Origin of the sequence: Streptomyces sp. OR43 (assembly GCF_008042275.1) — a bacterium.
Taxonomy (GTDB): Bacteria; Actinomycetota; Actinomycetes; order Streptomycetales; family Streptomycetaceae; genus Streptomyces.
The window spans coordinates 3709457-3725422 of record NZ_RDBK01000043.1 but is presented as its reverse complement, the minus strand read 5'-3'; the positions used below and the strand labels follow the sequence as shown (position 1 = coordinate 3725422).

14 protein-coding genes are annotated in these 15966 nt (G+C 69.9%); 5 read left to right on the top strand and 9 right to left on the bottom strand.

Going from position 1 to position 15966, the window contains the following annotated elements; translation table 11 throughout:
- Positions 1 to 341 precede the first annotated feature (341 nt).
- Together gabT and EAO72_RS35995 are read left to right on the top strand one after the other, a co-directional pair.
- Complete coding sequence (gene gabT, locus EAO72_RS36000; RefSeq protein WP_148021215.1) at positions 342 to 1682, top strand: 4-aminobutyrate--2-oxoglutarate transaminase; 1341 nt, start codon at positions 342 to 344, stop codon at positions 1680 to 1682.
- A 148-nt stretch (positions 1683 to 1830) separates the two neighbouring features.
- Entirely contained in the window at positions 1831 to 2649 is an 819-nt protein-coding gene (locus tag EAO72_RS35995) for a phosphatase PAP2 family protein (RefSeq protein ID WP_261991738.1), read from the top strand.
- Here the strand turns inward: EAO72_RS35995 and EAO72_RS35990 are convergent.
- The 8 genes from EAO72_RS35990 to EAO72_RS35955 all read right to left on the bottom strand — a co-directional run bounded on the left by EAO72_RS35990 (position 2600) and on the right by EAO72_RS35955 (position 12300).
- Positions 2600 to 4426: a chitinase gene (locus EAO72_RS35990; RefSeq protein WP_148021213.1), complete on the bottom strand. Its 1827-nt coding sequence runs from the start codon at positions 4424 to 4426 to the stop codon at positions 2600 to 2602. The two genes, EAO72_RS35995 and EAO72_RS35990, sit on opposite strands and share 50 nt — an antisense overlap.
- 63 nt (positions 4427 to 4489) lie before the next feature.
- Positions 4490 to 4963, bottom strand: a complete 474-nt coding sequence (locus tag EAO72_RS35985) for a bifunctional DNA primase/polymerase (RefSeq protein ID WP_148021212.1) — start codon at positions 4961 to 4963, stop codon at positions 4490 to 4492.
- A 157-nt stretch (positions 4964 to 5120) separates the two neighbouring features.
- Positions 5121 to 6536 carry an NAD(P)/FAD-dependent oxidoreductase gene (locus EAO72_RS35980; RefSeq protein ID WP_148021211.1) on the bottom strand — a complete coding sequence of 472 codons (1416 nt, stop codon included), beginning with the start codon at positions 6534 to 6536 and terminating at the stop codon, positions 5121 to 5123.
- A 23-nt stretch (positions 6537 to 6559) separates the two neighbouring features.
- Positions 6560 to 7360 (bottom strand): ABC transporter permease, encoded by an 801-nt coding sequence (locus tag EAO72_RS35975; protein ID WP_148021210.1) that lies wholly within the window; start codon positions 7358 to 7360, stop codon positions 6560 to 6562.
- Entirely contained in the window at positions 7360 to 8286 is a 927-nt protein-coding gene (locus tag EAO72_RS35970; protein ID WP_148021209.1) for an ABC transporter permease, read from the bottom strand. The genes EAO72_RS35975 and EAO72_RS35970 overlap by 1 nt, the downstream gene beginning before the upstream one ends.
- Positions 8283 to 9431 (bottom strand): ABC transporter ATP-binding protein, encoded by a 1149-nt coding sequence (locus EAO72_RS35965; RefSeq protein WP_148021208.1) that lies wholly within the window; start codon positions 9429 to 9431, stop codon positions 8283 to 8285. The genes EAO72_RS35970 and EAO72_RS35965 overlap by 4 nt, the downstream gene beginning before the upstream one ends.
- A 60-nt stretch (positions 9432 to 9491) precedes the next feature.
- The gene (locus tag EAO72_RS35960; protein WP_148021207.1) at positions 9492 to 10742 is read right to left on the bottom strand and encodes a polyamine ABC transporter substrate-binding protein; all 1251 of its coding nucleotides are present in this window, start codon (positions 10740 to 10742) and stop codon (positions 9492 to 9494) included.
- 43 nt (positions 10743 to 10785) lie between these two features.
- On the bottom strand, positions 10786 to 12300 hold the full coding sequence (locus EAO72_RS35955; protein ID WP_148021206.1) for a gamma-aminobutyraldehyde dehydrogenase: 1515 nt from the start codon (positions 12298 to 12300) through the stop codon (positions 10786 to 10788).
- Positions 12301 to 12506: 206 nt separating this feature from the next.
- Between EAO72_RS35955 and EAO72_RS35950 the strand changes: the two genes are divergently transcribed.
- Positions 12507 to 13094, top strand: a complete 588-nt coding sequence (locus EAO72_RS35950) for an NADAR family protein (protein WP_148021205.1) — start codon at positions 12507 to 12509, stop codon at positions 13092 to 13094.
- A gap of 117 nt (positions 13095 to 13211) precedes the next feature.
- Here EAO72_RS35950 and EAO72_RS35945 read toward each other — a convergent pair whose 3' ends face one another.
- Entirely contained in the window at positions 13212 to 14006 is a 795-nt protein-coding gene (locus tag EAO72_RS35945) for a DUF4190 domain-containing protein (RefSeq protein WP_148021204.1), read from the bottom strand.
- Positions 14007 to 14125: 119 nt separating this feature from the next.
- Between EAO72_RS35945 and EAO72_RS35940 the strand changes: the two genes are divergently transcribed.
- Positions 14126 to 15160: an adenosine deaminase gene (locus EAO72_RS35940; RefSeq protein WP_148021203.1), complete on the top strand. Its 1035-nt coding sequence runs from the start codon at positions 14126 to 14128 to the stop codon at positions 15158 to 15160.
- Positions 15161 to 15184: 24 nt separating this feature from the next.
- On the top strand, positions 15185 to 15904 hold the full coding sequence (locus EAO72_RS35935) for a glycerophosphodiester phosphodiesterase (RefSeq protein ID WP_148021202.1): 720 nt from the start codon (positions 15185 to 15187) through the stop codon (positions 15902 to 15904).
- Positions 15905 to 15966 lie beyond the last annotated feature (62 nt).

The following is a 15966-nucleotide window of genomic DNA, read 5'->3' as shown; positions in this document are numbered from 1 at the left end:
CCGTTGCCCCCTGACCAGCCAGGTCCGACCGCTGCACCGGCCAATCTAGTGCGCGCACACGGTGAGTTCAGCAACGCGCCCGGATAGTGACGGGTCCGGGGCCCGCCACATCCAGTACCGGGGAGCGGCCACTTCCCGTACCGGGGGCGGCCACCTCCGTACCGCCCCGCCGCCTTTTCCTGTCCGTCACGGGCAGAAAGGCACACGCGCCCGCATCACCTTCTGTCCGTCGCGGACAAGGACACGCGCCCCACCACTCCCGATCGGAGCATGCCGCGCCCCCTCCCACGCCCCTAGCCTGCAGAAAGAGAAGCGTCCGAAACACCCCCCAGGAGCCCCGCATGACCGCAATTCCGCAGGAGCGCCGCGTCGTCACTGCCATTCCCGGCCCGAAGTCCGTGGAGCTGCAGGCTCGCCGGCTCGCGACGGTCGCCGCAGGTGTGGGCTCCACCCTGCCGGTGTTCACCGCCCGCGCGGGCGGCGGGATCATCGAGGACGTGGACGGGAACCGTCTGATCGACTTCGGTTCCGGCATCGCCGTGACGTCCGTCGGCGCCTCCGCCGAGGCCGTCGTGCGCCGGGCCTCCGCCCAGCTCGCCGACTTCACCCACACCTGTTTCATGGTCACGCCGTACGAGGGCTACGTCGAGGTCTGCGAGCAGCTCGCCGAACTCACCCCGGGCGACCACGCCAAGAAGTCCGCGCTGTTCAACTCGGGCGCCGAGGCCGTCGAGAACGCGGTGAAGATCGCCCGCGCCCACACCAAGCGCACCGCGGTCGTCGTCTTCGACCACGGCTACCACGGCCGGACCAACCTCACGATGGCGCTGACCGCCAAGAACATGCCGTACAAGCACGGCTTCGGTCCGTTCGCGCCCGAGGTCTACCGCGTCCCGGTGGCCTACGGCTACCGTTGGCCGACCGGCGCGGAGAACGCCGGCGCGGAGGCGTCCGCCCAGGCCATCGACCAGATCACCAAGCAGATCGGCGCGGAGAACGTCGCCGCGATCATCATCGAGCCGGTCCTCGGCGAGGGCGGCTTCATCGAGCCGGCGAAGGGCTTCCTGCCGGCCATCGCGCAGTTCGCCAAGGACAACGGCATCGTCTTCGTCGCCGACGAGATCCAGTCCGGCTTCTGCCGCACCGGCCAGTGGTTCGCGTGCGAGGACGAAGGCATCGTCCCGGACCTGATCACGACCGCCAAGGGCATCGCGGGCGGCCTTCCGCTCTCCGCCGTGACCGGCCGCGCCGAGATCATGGACGCCGCGCACGCCGGTGGCCTCGGCGGCACCTACGGCGGGAACCCGGTCGCCTGCGCGGGTGCGCTCGGCGCCATCGAGACGATGCGCGAGCTGGACCTGAACGGGAAGGCGAAGCGCATCGAGGAGGTCATGAAGGGCCGGCTCGCGGAGATGCGGTCGAAGCTTCCCAACGGGGGCGTCATCGGTGACATCCGCGGCCGCGGCGCGATGATCGCGATCGAGCTGGTGAAGGCGGGGACGAAGGACCCGAACCCGGAGGCCGCCGCGCAGCTCGCGAAGGCCTGCCACGCCGAGGGCGTGCTCGTGCTGACCTGTGGCACGTACGGCAACGTCCTGCGCTTCCTGCCGCCGCTGGTGATCGGCGAGGACCTGCTCAACGAGGGCCTCGACGTCCTGGAGCAGGCGTTCGCCGGGGTCTGATCCGCCGGCCCCCGGTGGCGGCGCACGGCGTTTTCTCCGTGGATGCCCGGTGCCCGCGTGAGGGCCTGTGAAGAAGGTGTGCGGGGGCGATGGCGGGATACCGTTCACGCTGTCGGTCCCCCCATCGCCTGACGTACGGTTTCCGCAGATGAGAGAAACACCCCGCCCGCAGGGGACTGCGGGTGATGCCGGGCCGGAGCTTCCCCAGCGCCGTCCTGGTTGTGCCTTCGCGCACACCACTGGAGCCTCCGGCTCCGGAACTCCTCACCGATCGGATGGCCGCCCGCCCCACACCCCCCGGGGCGCGCGGTACACCGATCCCACCGTCCGGCCCGGAACAACCCCCCCTGTTCCGGGCCGGACGGCCCTTTTCCTCTCCGTGGTGTCGGGCCTGTCGGCCCTCTTCGCCCTCACCACCTGGCAGATCGCGGCCGACGGCCCGCTGCGCCGTCTGGACGAGCGCACCGGCCGCGCCCTCGTCGGACACGGCCCGGAGCGGCTCACCGAACTCCTCGCCGATCTCGGCAACACGCAGGTCGCGCTTCCGGTCCTCGGCTGCGCGATCCTGTGGGCCCTGGTGCGCGGGGAGCGGCGGGCACCGCTCGCCGCCGCCCTGGCCATGGCGGCGGTGCCGCTGCTCGTCGTCCCGCTCAAGGAGTGGATCGCCCGCCCGGGGCCGCTGACCGACGCGACCGGCTACTACCCCTCGGGCCATGCCGCGACCGCCGCCGTGGCGTACGGCGCCGCGGCGCTCCTTCTCGCCCCGTACGTGCGGTACGCGTGGATGATGCCCGTCGCCGCTGTCCTGATGACGGTGGCGACGGGCATCGGTCTGGTGCTCCGCGGCTACCACTGGCCTCTCGACGTAGCCGGGAGCTGGTGGCTGTGCGGGCTGCTGCTGGTCGCGCTGCGGTTGCTCAGCCGCCGAAGTAGGCGTCGAAGTTCTTCGAGAACTCCCAGTTGTTGAAGCGGTCCCAGTTGACGGACCACGTCATCAGGCCGCGCAGTCCCGACCACGTGCCGTGCGTGGCGTACGAACCGCAGTCGGTCTTCTTGGTCAGGCAGTTCAGCGCCTTGGTGACCTCGGCGGGCGAGGTGTGTCCGTTGCCCGCCTGGGTGGAGGCAGGCAGGCCGATCGCGACCTGGTCGGGGCGGAGCCCGGGGAAGACCTTGGTCTGGTCGCCCGCCACCGGGAAGCCGGTCAGCAGCATGTCGGTCATCGCGATGTGGAAGTCGGCGCCGCCCATGGAGTGGTACTGGTTGTCCAGCCCCATGATGGAGCCCGAGTTGTAGTCCTGGACGTGCAGCAGCGTGAGGTCGTCGCGCAGCGCGTGGATCACCGGCAGGTAGGCACCGGCACGCGGGTCCTGGCCGCCCCATGGCCCGGAGCCGTAGTACTGGTAGCCGAGCTGCACGAAGAAGGTCTCGGGGGCCATGGTGAGGACGAACTTCTCGCCGTACTTGGCCTTGAGGGACTTCACCGCGGAGATCAGGTTGACGACGACGGGCGTGGTGGGGCTGCGGAAGTCGGTGTCGCCGGTGTTCAGCGAGAGGGAGTGGCCCTCGAAGTCGATGTCCAGGCCGTCGAGACCGTACTCGTCGATGATCTTGCTGACCGAGGAGACGAAGGTGTCACGGGCGGCGGTGGTGGCGAGCTGCACCTGGCCGTTCTGGCCGCCGATGGAGATCAGTACCTTCTTTCCGGCTGCCTGCTTGGCCTTGATGGCCGCCTTGAACTCGGCCACGGACTCGACGTTCGGGCACTCGGTGACCGGGCAGAGCGAGAAGCGGATGTCGCCGGAGGTGACGGAGGTCGGCTCGCCGAAGGCCAGGTCGATGACGTCCCAGGAGTCGGGCACGTCCGCCATACGGGTGTAGCCGGAGCCGTTGGCGAAGCTGGAGTGCAGATAGCCGACGAGCGCGTGGGCCGGGAGGTCCGATCCGCCGCCGCCTCCGCCGCCCGTCGTGGTGGTCGCGGAGACCGTGGCGGACTTCGCGGACTCGCCCGCCTCGTTGGTGGCGGTGACCTGGAAGCTGTACGCCGTCGAGGCGGTCAGGCCCGTCACGGTCGCCGAGGTGCCGGTGGTGGAGAGGACCTTCGTACCGCCGCGGTAGACGTTGTAGCCGGTGGCGCCCGTGGCGGCGGTCCAGGACAGCGGCACCGAGGTCGAGGTGGGCGTGCCGGCCCTGAGACCCGCGGGGACCGCCGGGAGGACGACCGGGTCGCCGCCGGGGCCGACGAGGGTGAGGTCGTCCGCGTAGTAGGCGGGGGTGCCGTACCAGCCGTGCGTGTACACGCTCACGGAGGTGGTGGAGGCGCCGGTCCTGAAGGTGGTGGTGAGCTGCTTCCAGGCGCCTGCGGACTGTGTCCAGGTGGACACGTCGGTGGTGCCGGTGCCCGCCGCGCCCAGGTAGACGTAGCTGCCCTGCACCCAGGCGCTCAGCGTGTACGTGGAGTCGGGCTTGACCGTCACGGTCTGGGAGCACTTGGCGTTGTCGCTGCCGGCCGGGGTCGCCTTCAGCGCCGAGGTGCCGCCGTGTACGGGCGTGCTGACGACGGCTCCGCTGCCGCCCGTACAGTTCCAGCCGGTCAGGCCGGCCTCGAAGGTGCCGTTGCGCGCCACATCGGCGTCGGCCGCCGCGGCGCTCGGCGCGCTCGCGGCCAGGCCGCCGACGGCCAGCAGGGCGGCCGAGAAGGCCGCCAGAAGTCCGGTCATGCGGGCGGGGGGTCCCGTGCGTTCCACAACGGCCTCCGTGCAGGGGGGAATTGAGTGTGGCGCACAACATGGTCCAGACCAATCAGGTTGTCAAGACCTCTGGCATCCACCCTGCTGTTCCCGGCCTCCCGCCGCGGCTTCGTGCATCGCCAGCTCCAGGAGCGTGGCGTCGGTGAGCGTGCCGGATCCGTCCGGCGGGATCAGCCAGCGCACCTTGCCGGCGACGGCCCGCGACGGATGGGGCACGACGATCCAGGTACCGCGGCCCGCGCCCCGTACTCCGGTGCCCACCCAGCGGGCGGCCGTGCCCGGAGGCACGAAGAAGCCCATGCGGGCGTCGCCGAAGCCGGCGAGGACCGGTCCCGGCCGGTCGATGAGGCGGGTGAGCACGTCGAGCGTCGGATAGCCCAGCTCCCCCGGAAGAATCAGCACGTCCCAGCGCCGGCCGGCGGGCAGGAGCGCGACCCCTCGCGGATCGCGCTCCCATGCCCACCGGCAGGCGCCGGGATCCGGTGCCACCGATACGAGCCACTCGACTGCTGCCCTGACCCCCGCGCCCGTCATGACCGGCCTCCGTTCCGTGTCGCACCGGCAGGAGGCGCCGGTGCGTTCACCAGGGAGAGAGCGGCCGGGCCGATCCATGACGCGGGTTCGGCTACCCATCGGTAGTGATCTGGGTCACCAGGCGGCCGCACACGGTTCACCGGCCGCGGCCCGTGGTTCAGCTGTCGAAGCCGAGGCCCACCCGGTCCATCGTCCGCAGCCACAGGTTGCGGTGGCCGCCGTTGTCGTCGGCCCTGGCCAGCGACCGCTTCGTCAGCTCGATCCCGGCCCAGGCGAGGGGCTCCGGCGGGAAGGGCATCGGCTTCGTGCGCACCATCTCCAGGGCGGTCCGCTCGGTCGGCCGGCCCGCGAGGAGGTCGAGCATGACATCGGCACCGAACCGGGTGGCACCGACGCCCAGCCCGGTGAATCCGGCGGCGTAGGCGACCCGTCCCTGATGGGCCGTACCGAAGAACGCGGAGAACCGGGAGCAGGTGTCGATCGCACCGCCCCAGGCGTGGCTGAAGCGCACACCCGCCAATTGCGGGAAACACGCGAAGAACTGTCCGGCGAGTTTCAGGAACGTCTCGGGCCGCTGGTCGAGTTCGGCGCTGAGCCGGCCACCGTACGGATAGATCGCGTCGTATCCGCCCCACAGAATCCGGTTGTCCGCGGAGAGCCGGAAGTAATGGAACTGGTTGGCGCTGTCCCCGAGTCCCTGGCGGTTCTTCCAGCCGATGGAGGCGAGCTGGTCCTCGGTCAGCGGTTCGGTCATCAGCGCGTAGTCGTAGACCGGGACGGTGTACGGGCGGACCCGCTTCACGAGCGAGGGGAAGATGTTCGTCCCCAGGGCGACGCGGCGGGCGAGGACCTTGCCGTACGGCGTCCGGACCGCCATTCCGGTTCCGGTTCTGGCCAGTTCGAGTCCCCGGGTGTGCTCGTAGATCCGCACTCCGAGGTCCAGGCAGGCCTGCTTCAGGCCCCAGACCAGCTTGGCCGGGTGCAGCATCGCAACACCGCGGCGGTCCCAGAGACCGCCCAGGAATGTCGGTGAGTCGACTTGGGCGCGCAGCTCGTCCTCGTCGAGGAACTCGGTCCCGCCGAAGCCGTGGCTTTCGGCCTCCTGGTGCCACTCGCGAAGCTCTTCCAGCTGGTGGGGCTGGGTGGCGACATCGATCTCGCCGGTGCGCTCGAACTCGCAGTCGATGGAGTAGCGGGCCACGGCCTCCTCGATGGCGTCGAGGTTGCGCGCGCCCAGCTCCTCCAGCTTCGTGATCTCGCCGGGCCAGCGCTCCAGCCCGTTGGGCAGGCCGTGGGTGAGGGAGGCGGCGCAGAATCCGCCGTTGCGGCCCGAGGCGGCCCAGCCCGTCTCGTGCCCCTCGATCAGGACGACATCGCGTTCCGGTTCGCGTTCCTTGGCGAGCAGCGCGGTCCACAGTCCGCTGTACCCGCCCCCGATGACGAGCAGATCGCAGTGCTCGTCACCGGTGAGCGCGGGGAGCGCCTCGGGCCGGCCGGGGTCGTCCAGCCAGAACGACACCGGCTTCGCGTCGGCGAGTGATTGTGCGGCAGTACGCATGGCAGCTGGGGCCATGGTTTCCAACTCCTTCGGGACTTTCAGGGCCGTGCTTTTTTGCGCCGGTTCGCGATCAGCTGACCGGCGAGAACCACCAGTACCGCAATGATGAACATCGCCGTGCCGATGACGTTGATCTGTACGGGCGTGCCGCGCTGTGCCGAGCCCCAGACGAACATGGGGAAGGTGACGGTGGAACCCGCGTTGAAATTGGTGATGATGAAATCGTCGAAGGAGAGCGCGAAGGCGAGCAGCGCTCCCGCGGCGATTCCGGGGGCGGCGATCGGCAGGGTCACCCGCACGAAGGTCTGTACCGGTCCCGCGTACAGATCGCGGGCCGCCTCCTCCAGCCTCGGGTCCATCGACATGACGCGCGCCTTGACGGCCGTCACGACGAAGCTGAGGCAGAACATGATGTGGGCGATGAGGATCGTCCAGAAGCCCAGCTGCGCACCCATGTTGAGGAACAGCGTGAGCAGGGACGCGGCCATGACGACCTCGGGCATCGCCATCGGCAGGAAGATCAGCGAGTTGATCGCCCCGCGCGCCCGGAAGCGGTAGCGGACCAGGGCGAACGCGATCATCGTGCCGAGGACGGTCGCGCCGACCGTGGCCCAGACGGCGATCTGGAGGGAGAGCGAGAGCGAGCCGCACATGTCGGCGACGCCGCAGGGATCCTTCCAGGCGTCGGTCGAGAAGCGCTGCCAGGAGTAGTTGAAGCGCCCGTTGGGCTTGTTGAAGGAGAACACCATCACGACGATGTTCGGAAGGATCATGTAGGCGAGGGTCAGCAGACCCGCGATGACGATCAGATGGCGTCGCAGCCAGCGCAGTACGGGCATCAGACCAGGTCCTCCGTCCCGGAGCGGCGGATGTAGAAGGTGACCGCGATCAGGACGACCGCCATGAGGATGAAGGAGAGCGCGGCCGCCGTCGGATAGTCGAGGACGCGCAGGAACTGGGTCTGGATGACGCTGCCGACCATCTTGGTGTCGGTGGAGCCCAGCAGTTCCGCGTTGACGTAGTCACCGCTGGCCGGGATGAAGGTCAGCAGTGTCCCGGAGACGACACCCGGCATGGACAGCGGGAACGTCACCTTGCGGAAGGTCGTGGCGGGCGTGGCGTACAGGTCCCCGGCGGCCTCGTGCAGCCGGCCGTCGATCCGCTCCAGCGAGGTGTAGAGCGGCAGGATCATGAACGGCAGGAAGTTGTACGTGAGACCGCAGACGACCGCCATCGGTGTGGCCAGGACGCGGTTGTTCTCGGTCCAGCCGAGCCAGCTGGTGACGTCCAGGACGTGCAGCGTGTTCAGTACGTCGACGACCGCGCCGCCGTCCGCGAGGATCGTCTTCCAGGCGAGCGTACGGATCAGGAAGCTGGTGAAGAACGGCGCGATGACCAGCACCAGCACCAGGTTCCGCCAGCGGCCGGCCTTGAAGGCGATGAGGTAGGCGAGCGGGTAGCCGAGCAGCAGACACAGGATGGTGGCGGTGCCCGCGTACAGCAGGGACCGGACGAACTGCGGGTAGTAGTCGGTCAGCGCGTCCCAGTACGTCTGGAAGTGCCAGGTGACCTCGTATCCCTGCTCCAGGGATCCGGTCTGTACGGAGGTCGAGGCCTGGTAGACCAGCGGCAGGGCGAAGAAGACGACGAGCCACAGGATGCCGGGGAGCAGCAGCCAGTACGGCACGAGGCGTTTGCGGGTGGAGGGCTTGCGCAGGACCGGCTCGGCCGCGGGGGCCGGTGGCGCCTCCTTGGTGAGACTCACGCCGCGTCCTCCACCGTCTCCACGCCGGCGTCGATGTCCTGGGCGGCGTCCAGACCGAAGGTGTGGTCCGGGTTCCAGTGCAGGACGACCTCGGCCCCGGTGGTGAGCCCCGCGCGCCTCTCGACGTTCTGCTCGTAGACGTGGAGGGACTTGCCCGCCGGGCTCTCCACGACGTACTGCGTGGAGACCCCGATGAAGCTGGAGTCGACGATGCGGCCGGTGACCCGGTTGCGGCCCTCGGCTATCTCGTCGGCGTCGTCGCGGTGGGCGAGGGAGATCTTCTCGGGGCGGATGCCGAGGAGCAGCCTGCCGCCGGTCGCGGTCGGCGCCGGACAGCGGTCGGCGGGCAGCCGCAGCTTGCCGCCGCCCGCCTCCACGACGAGGTCCGTGCCGGTGGAGACGACCTCGCCCTCGATGAGGTTCGAGGTGCCGAGGAAGTTGGCGACGAAGGTGGTCCGGGGGTTCTCGTAGAGGTCCGCCGGGTCGCCGAGCTGCTCGACCCGGCCCCCGTTCATCACCGCGACGGTGTCAGCCATGGTCATGGCCTCCTCCTGGTCGTGGGTGACGTGGATGAACGTGATGCCGACCTCGGTCTGGATCCGCTTGAGTTCGAGCTGCATCTGGCGGCGCAGCTTGAGGTCGAGGGCGCCGAGCGGTTCGTCGAGGAGCAGCACCTGCGGGTGGTTGATCAGGGCGCGGGCGACGGCGACGCGCTGCTGCTGGCCACCGGAGAGCTGATGGGGCTTGCGCCGGGCGAAGTCGCCGAGCTGGACGAGCTCGAGCATGTCGTCGACCTGCTTCTTGACCGACTTGATGCCGCGCCGGCGCAGTCCGAAGGCGACGTTCTCGGTGATGTCGAGGTGCGGGAACAGCGCGTAGCTCTGGAAGACGGTGTTGACGGGCCGCTTGTACGGGGGGAGGCCGGTGATGTCCCGGCCGCCGAGGGTGACGGTTCCGGTGGTGGCCTCCTCCAGGCCCGCGATCATCCGCAGGGTGGTGGTCTTGCCGCAGCCGGACGCGCCGAGCAGCGCGAAGAAGGAACCCTGCGGGACGGTCAGATCGAGCGGCTGGACGGCGGCGAAGGAGCCGTACGTCTTGCTGATCCCGGTGAGGCGGACGTCGCCGCCTGTCTGCTGCTGTGTCATGGATCGCAGTCCCAGTGGTGTCAGAGGGAGATCAGGGGAGGAAGGGCGTGGCGTTGACGGTCAGGCGCCGATGAGCTTGGCGAACTTCTCCTCGTACGCCGTCTCTTCCTCGGCGGTCAGGGAGCGGAAGGCGTGCGACCTGGCGGCCATCGCCTTGTCCGGCAGGATCAGCGTGTTGGCGGCCATCGCCTTGTCGATCCTGGCGAGTTCCTCGCGGACCCCGTCGACCGGGCAGACGTAGTTGATGTACGCGGCGAGCTGGGCGGCGACCGGGGGCTCGTAGTAGTAGTCCATGAGCTTCTCGGCGTTGGTCTTGTGCCGGGCCTTGGCCGGGACCAGCATGTTGTCGCTGGAGGTGATGTATCCGGCGGCCGGGATGGCGAACTTGATGTCCGGGTTGCCGGCCTGCAGCTGGATGATGTCACCGGCCCAGGCGACGCAGGCGGCGATGTCGCCCTTGTCGAGGTCGGCGGTGTAGTCGTTGCCGGTGAAGCGGCGTATCTGGTTCTTGTCGACGCCCTTCTGCATCCGGCCTATCGCGGCGTCGTAGTCGGCGTCGGTGAACTTCCCCGGGTCCTTGCCCATGTCGAGCAGGGTCATCCCGACGGAGTCGCGCATCTCGGAGAGGAACGCGACCCGTCCCTTGAGGGTGGGGTCGTCGAGCAGTTGCGTCACGGAGTCGACCTTGCGGCCGTCGGTCGCCTTGGAGTTGTACGCGATGACGGTCGGGATGCCGGTCCAGGGATAGGAGTAGGCGCGGCCCGGGTCCCAGTCGGGGGTGCGGAACTGGGGCGAGAGGTTGGCGAACGCGTGCGGCAGGTTCGACGGGTCGAGCTTCTGGGCCCAGCCGAGCCGGATGAGGCGGGCGGCCAGCCAGTCGGTGACGATGATCAGGTCGCGGCCGGTGTCCTGGCCGGCCGCGAGCTGCGGTTTGATCTTCCCGAAGAACTCGACGTTGTCGTTGATGTCCTCGGTGTACTTCACCTTGATCCCGGTGCGTTCGGTGAACGCGTCCAGGGTGGGCCGGTGTTTCTCGTCCTCGCTGACGTCCATGTACTCGGTCCAGTTGGAGAAGTTGACCTGCTTCTCCTTGGCCGAGTGGTCGTCCGAGGCCGCGGCCGCGTCGCCCTCGCGTTTCGCGGGCGGGATGCCGCACGCGCTCAGCGTCCCCAGACCGCCGAGCGCGAGGGCGCCCATGCCTGAGGCGCGCAGCAGCGATCGGCGGGTGAGGGCTCCCCTGCCGTTGGTCAGGCTCCGGCGCATCGCGGCCAGCTGGGCCGCCGAGAGTCGCTCGGGCTCGTACTGCTCCATACGCGTTGCCCTTTCGGGTGGGTGTGCGGCCGGACCGGCCGGGTTATCGGTCCCCGAAGATCGTGCGGTGCCAGTCCTTGCGGGCGACCGCCGTGTTGTCGTACATCACGTGCTTGACCTGCGTGTACTCCTCGAAGGAGTACGACGACATGTCCTTGCCGAAGCCGCTGGCCTTGTATCCGCCGTGCGGCATCTCGCTGATGATCGGAATGTGGTCGTTGATCCACACACAGCCCGCCTTGATCTCGCGGGTGGCGCGGTTGGCCCGGTACAGGCCGCGGGTCCAGGCGGAGGCCGCGAGTCCGTAGGGGGTGTCGTTGGCGAGCGCGATGCCCTCGTCGTCGGTGTCGAAGGGCAGCACGACCAGGACCGGGCCGAAGATCTCGGCCTGGACGATCTCGCTGTCCTGGGCGGCACCGGCGACCAGGGTCGGCCGGTAGTAGGCGCCTCGGGCCAGTTCGCCGCCGGGGGCCTCGCCGCCCGTGACGACGGTCGCGTAGGCGCGGGCGCGCTCGACGAAGCCGGCGACCCGGTCGCGCTGGGCGTGGCTGATCAGCGGGCCGAGGTCGGTCGCCGGGTCGAACGGGTCGCCGAGGCGGACGGTCTCCATCAGCGCGGCGACCTGCTGGACGAAGGCGTCGTAGAGCGGGCGCTGGACGTAGGCGCGGGTGGCCGCCGTGCAGTCCTGGCCGGTGTTGATGAGGGATCCGGCGACGGCCCCGTTGACCGCGGCCTCCAGGTCGGCGTCGTCGAAGACCACGAAGGGGGCCTTGCCGCCGAGTTCGAGGTGGAGGCGCTTGACGGTGGAGGTGGCGATCTCCGCGACGCGCTTGCCGACGGCGGTGGAGCCGGTGAACGAGGTCATCACGACGTCCGGGTGGCCGACGAGGTGTTCGCCGGAGTCCTTTCCAGCGCCGGTGACGATGTTGATCACGCCGTCCGGGATCCCCGCCTCGGTGGCCGCCTGCGCGAACATCAGCGAGGTCAGCGGGGTGATCTCGGCGGGCTTGAGCACGATGGTGTTGCCCGCGGCGATGGCGGGGAGAACCTTCCAGGCGGCCATCTGGAGCGGGTAGTTCCAGGGAGCGATGGAGCCGATGACACCGATCGCCTCCCGCCGTACGTACGAGGTGTGGTCGCCGTCGTACTCGGCGGCGGACTTCCCCTCCAGGTGGCGGGCGGCACCGGCGAAGAAGGACGTGTTGTCCACCGTGCCGGGGACGTCGAAGCCGGTCGAGAGCTTGAGCGGCTTGCCGCACTGGAGGGACTCCGCGTACGCGAAGTCATCGGCCTGCTCCGCGAGCACGGCGGCGAAGCGGTGCATGGCCTCGGACCGCTCGGCGGGGGTCGCTCCGGACCAGCCGGGGAACGCCTCGCGGGCCGCCGCGACGGCCGCGTCCACGTCCGCGGTGCCGGCCAGCTCATAGGTGTAGACGGTCTCCCCGGTGGCCGGATCCACCACCTCGTGGCTGTGTCCTGATGTGCCGGACCGCAGCCTTCCGCCGATGTACTGCGCGCCGTCCGCGAAGCGGTCCTGCACCTGGAAGCTGTTGCCCATCACGCTCTCCTCCGCCGCTGCCCCGCAGACCGGGGGCGGCGTAGCTTCTGCTCGATTTGAGTGCCGATCCTGGCAGAGGAGACCGAGCCCAACAAGTGATTCCGTTGTTGCCTTTTGGTTACGCGACGGAATCTGTCGACCATGTGTCGTGTCGGTGCGGACTTCCGCGTACGGAGTGTCAGTGGCGGATGCCAGACTCGCGTGTCATGGAACACATCGGGGATGTCCGGGATGTCGGCGGTCTCGTGTCGCGGACCGGCGCGGGCGACAGGGTGAAGTACCTGCTGTTCTGGGGGCACCGGCCGCGCCCGGACGGCCGGATCGGCGCGAGCTGCCTCAGCCAGTGGTGGCTCTCGCCGTTCACGGTCGAAGGGGTGACGTACGCGTCGGCCGAGCACTGGATGATGGCCGGCAAGGCGAGGCTGTTCGGCGACGCGGAGGCCGCGGAGCGGGCGGTGGCGGCGAAGAGCCCGGCCGAGGCGAAGAAGGTGGGCCGGCTGGTCCGCGACTTCGACGCAGACGTGTGGGAGCGCGAGCGGTTCGGGCTGGTGGTCGCGGGCAGCGTCCACAAGTTCGGCCAGAACGCGGAGCTGGGCGGATTCCTGCTGGGCACGGGCGACCGGGTGCTGGTCGAGGCGAGCCCGATGGACCGCATCTGGGGCATCGGGCTCGCTGCGGACGACCCGCGCGCGGAGGATCCGGCGACGTGGCGGGGCCTGAATCTGCTGGGCTTCGCGCTGATGGAGGCGCGGGCCGCGCTGCGGGACGGCGCGGACGGCGCGGACGGCATATGAAAAGGCCCGCGGGGTGTGGAATGTGCTCCACAGCCCGCGGGCCCGTTTTCCCGGCCGCTCACCGGGCACCACCCGCTGCGCGGCCGGGACGTTACGCGCCCGCGACGACCGGGGACGTCACCGCGCGTCCTCGATGACGAGGGACGTCCCGTAGGTGCTGTCGTCGCTGTAGGTGGAGTCGTCGTCGAACTCATCCGCGTGCGTGGCGAAGAGCCAGATGAGGCCACCGATGATGATGACGCCGATGGCGATGCCGATGGACCCGAGGATGAGCCCGGCCAGCGCCTGGCCCGCGTTGTCCGCCTCCCCGCGCGAGGCCCGCTTGCGGCCGATGATGCCGAAGATCAGCGCCAGCGTGCCCAGGATGAGACTGGGGATGCCGTAGATGCAGAACAGGCAGACGGCGAGGATGCCCAGCACCATCGATGCCGTTCCCATGCCGTTCGAGGGCCCCGCGCCCCACGCGGGCTGGCCGCCGTAGCCCGGGTAGCCGCCGTACTGCGGGGCCGGCGGGACCGGGTAGCCGTACTGCGCCTGCGGCGGAGCCGGGTAGCCGTACTGTCCGGCGGGCGGCGGGGCGACCTGACCGGGACCGTTCGGACCGACCGGCGGTGGCGGCACCGTCCCCGGGTCCTGCCAAGCACCCGTCCCCGGGTCCTGCCAGGGGCCGGCCTGCTGTCCCTGGCCGGGCGGGCCGAAACCGGCCGTGGGTATCGGGCCCGTCCCGGAGTTCGGCATCGACGTGACCGTCTGCTGATCGTGCACGGGCGGCGGCCCCGGATTCCCGGTGCCCTCGTCCGTCTGCGGACGGGTGTCGCCGGTGTTCTTGGCCAACGGCACCTTGGCGTCCGGCGGAGCCCACGGATCGCGCGGCGCGGACCCGTCCGCGGGCCGTTCTGAGCTGTCTGACATGGGCCTCCCCCATCGTGATGCCGTCATGCTACGGGCCGCCCCGTCCTACGATGACTCCCGTCCCCTGCCCGGTTCCCCGACTTACCGGGCCCGCACCACTCCTGCCCCCGGAGGATCCGATGACCGATCTGCACCCCTTCATCGCGGGGCTGCCCAAGGCCGAGCTCCATGTCCACCATGTCGGCTCGGCCTCGCCCCGCATCGTCGCCGAACTGGCCGCGCACCACCCCGACTCCAAGGTCCCCACCGCCCCCGAGGCGCTGGCCGACTACTTCACCTTCACCGACTTCGGCCACTTCATCGAGGTGTACCTCTCGGTCGTGGACCTGATCCGCACCCCGGAGGACGTCCGGCTGCTGACGTTCGAGGTCGCCCGGGACATGGCACGGCAGAACATCCGTTACGCGGAGCTGACCGTCACCCCCTTCTCCTCCACCCGCCGCGGCATCCCCGAGCAGGCGTTCATGGAGGCCATCGAGGACGCCCGCAAGGCCGCCGAGTCCGAGCTCGGGGTCGTCCTGCGCTGGTGCTTCGACATTCCGGGCGAGGCCGGTCTGGAGGCCGCCGAGGAGACCACCCGCCTCGCCGTGGACCTGCGGCCGGAAGGGCTCGTCTCCTTCGGTCTCGGCGGCCCGGAGATCGGCGTGGACCGCCCGCAGTTCAAGCCCTACTTCGACCGGGCGATCGCCGAGGGCCTGCACTCCGTGCCGCACGCCGGGGAGACCACGGGACCGCAGACGATCTGGGACGCGCTGACCTCGCTGAGGGCCGAGCGCATCGGCCACGGCACCAGTTCGGTCCGCGACCCGAAGCTGCTGGACCATCTCGCCGAGCACCGCATCGCCCTGGAGGTGTGCCCCACCTCCAACATCGCGACCCGGGCGGTGACGGACATCGAGCGGCACCCGGTGAAGGAGATGGTGGAGGCCGGTGTCCTGGTCACCATCAACAGCGACGACCCGCCGATGTTCGGCACCGACCTCAACAGCGAGTACGGGGTGGCGGCCCGCCTCCTGGGACTCGACGAGCGGGGTCTCGCCGCCCTCGCGAAGAACGCCGTCGAGGCGTCCTTCCTCGACGCGGCCGGCAAGCGCACGCTGTCCGCCGAGATCGACACGTACACGACGGACTGGCTGGAGCGCACCGGCCGGTGACCCGTCAGTGGTGACAATGGCCCCATGGCCACTGTCACTCCTGTCACCTCCGTCACCGCCGTCGCGCACCGCGGAGATCCCTACCGTGTCCGCGAGAACACCCTCCGCTCGATCCGCTCCGCCATCGAACGGGGGGCGGACGCGGTCGAGATCGATGTCCGGGTCACCCGCGACGGCGTGCCGGTCCTGCTGCACGACGCCACGCTGGAGCGGCTGTGGGGTCATGACGTGCGGCTGGACCGGCTCACGCATCAGGAGCTGACCGAGCTGGCCGAGGGCTCGGTGCCCACCCTGCGCGAGGCGTTGGTCGCCGCCGGGGCGCACCGCCTCATGCTCGATCTGCCCGGGTCCACGGCCGATTCCGTCCGCAGGACCGTCGGCGTGGTCCGTGAGTGCGGGGCCGGTGAGCGCGTCTACTACTGCGCGGGGCCCGAGGCGATGCTGCGGGTGCGGGCAGCCGACCCGTCCGCCGAGGTCGCGATGACCTGGACGACGCTCGCCCCGCCCCGCGCGGCCCTGCTGGACGCGGTGCGGCCGCGCTGGCTGAACTACCGGTTCGGACTGGTGAGCCGGGAGTTGACGGACCGCAATCACCGGGACGGGCTGCTGGTGTCGGCGTGGACGGCGGACACCGGCCGCACGATGCGCCGGCTGATCCGCCGGGGCGTGGACTCCATCACCACCAACCGGATCGACGTCCTGCACAAGGTGATCCTCAACTCCGGCACGGCTCACGGATCTTGACCGGTCCGGCATCATGGACGGGACCTCATTCCTGATGCCAGGCCGGCGCCAAGGAGCCAGAC

Excerpts from the sequence above, each read along its gene's own strand:
- EAO72_RS35965 (WP_148021208.1), bottom strand. The coding sequence starts at position 9,431 with ATGACACAGCAGCAGACAGGCGGCGACGTCCGCCTCACCGGGATCAGC.
- EAO72_RS35950 (WP_148021205.1), top strand. The coding sequence starts at position 12,507 with ATGGAACACATCGGGGATGTCCGGGATGTCGGCGGTCTCGTGTCGCGG.
- EAO72_RS35960 (WP_148021207.1), bottom strand. The coding sequence starts at position 10,742 with ATGGAGCAGTACGAGCCCGAGCGACTCTCGGCGGCCCAGCTGGCCGCG.
- EAO72_RS35955 (WP_148021206.1), bottom strand. The coding sequence starts at position 12,300 with ATGGGCAACAGCTTCCAGGTGCAGGACCGCTTCGCGGACGGCGCGCAG.
- EAO72_RS35975 (WP_148021210.1), bottom strand. The coding sequence starts at position 7,360 with ATGCCCGTACTGCGCTGGCTGCGACGCCATCTGATCGTCATCGCGGGT.
- EAO72_RS35945 (WP_148021204.1), bottom strand. The coding sequence starts at position 14,006 with ATGTCAGACAGCTCAGAACGGCCCGCGGACGGGTCCGCGCCGCGCGAT.
- EAO72_RS35940 (WP_148021203.1), top strand. The coding sequence starts at position 14,126 with ATGACCGATCTGCACCCCTTCATCGCGGGGCTGCCCAAGGCCGAGCTC.
- EAO72_RS35985 (WP_148021212.1), bottom strand. The coding sequence starts at position 4,963 with ATGACGGGCGCGGGGGTCAGGGCAGCAGTCGAGTGGCTCGTATCGGTG.
- gabT (WP_148021215.1), top strand. The coding sequence starts at position 342 with ATGACCGCAATTCCGCAGGAGCGCCGCGTCGTCACTGCCATTCCCGGC.
- EAO72_RS35995 (WP_261991738.1), top strand. The coding sequence starts at position 1,831 with ATGAGAGAAACACCCCGCCCGCAGGGGACTGCGGGTGATGCCGGGCCG.
- EAO72_RS35935 (WP_148021202.1), top strand. The coding sequence starts at position 15,185 with ATGGCCACTGTCACTCCTGTCACCTCCGTCACCGCCGTCGCGCACCGC.
- EAO72_RS35980 (WP_148021211.1), bottom strand. The coding sequence starts at position 6,536 with ATGGCCCCAGCTGCCATGCGTACTGCCGCACAATCACTCGCCGACGCG.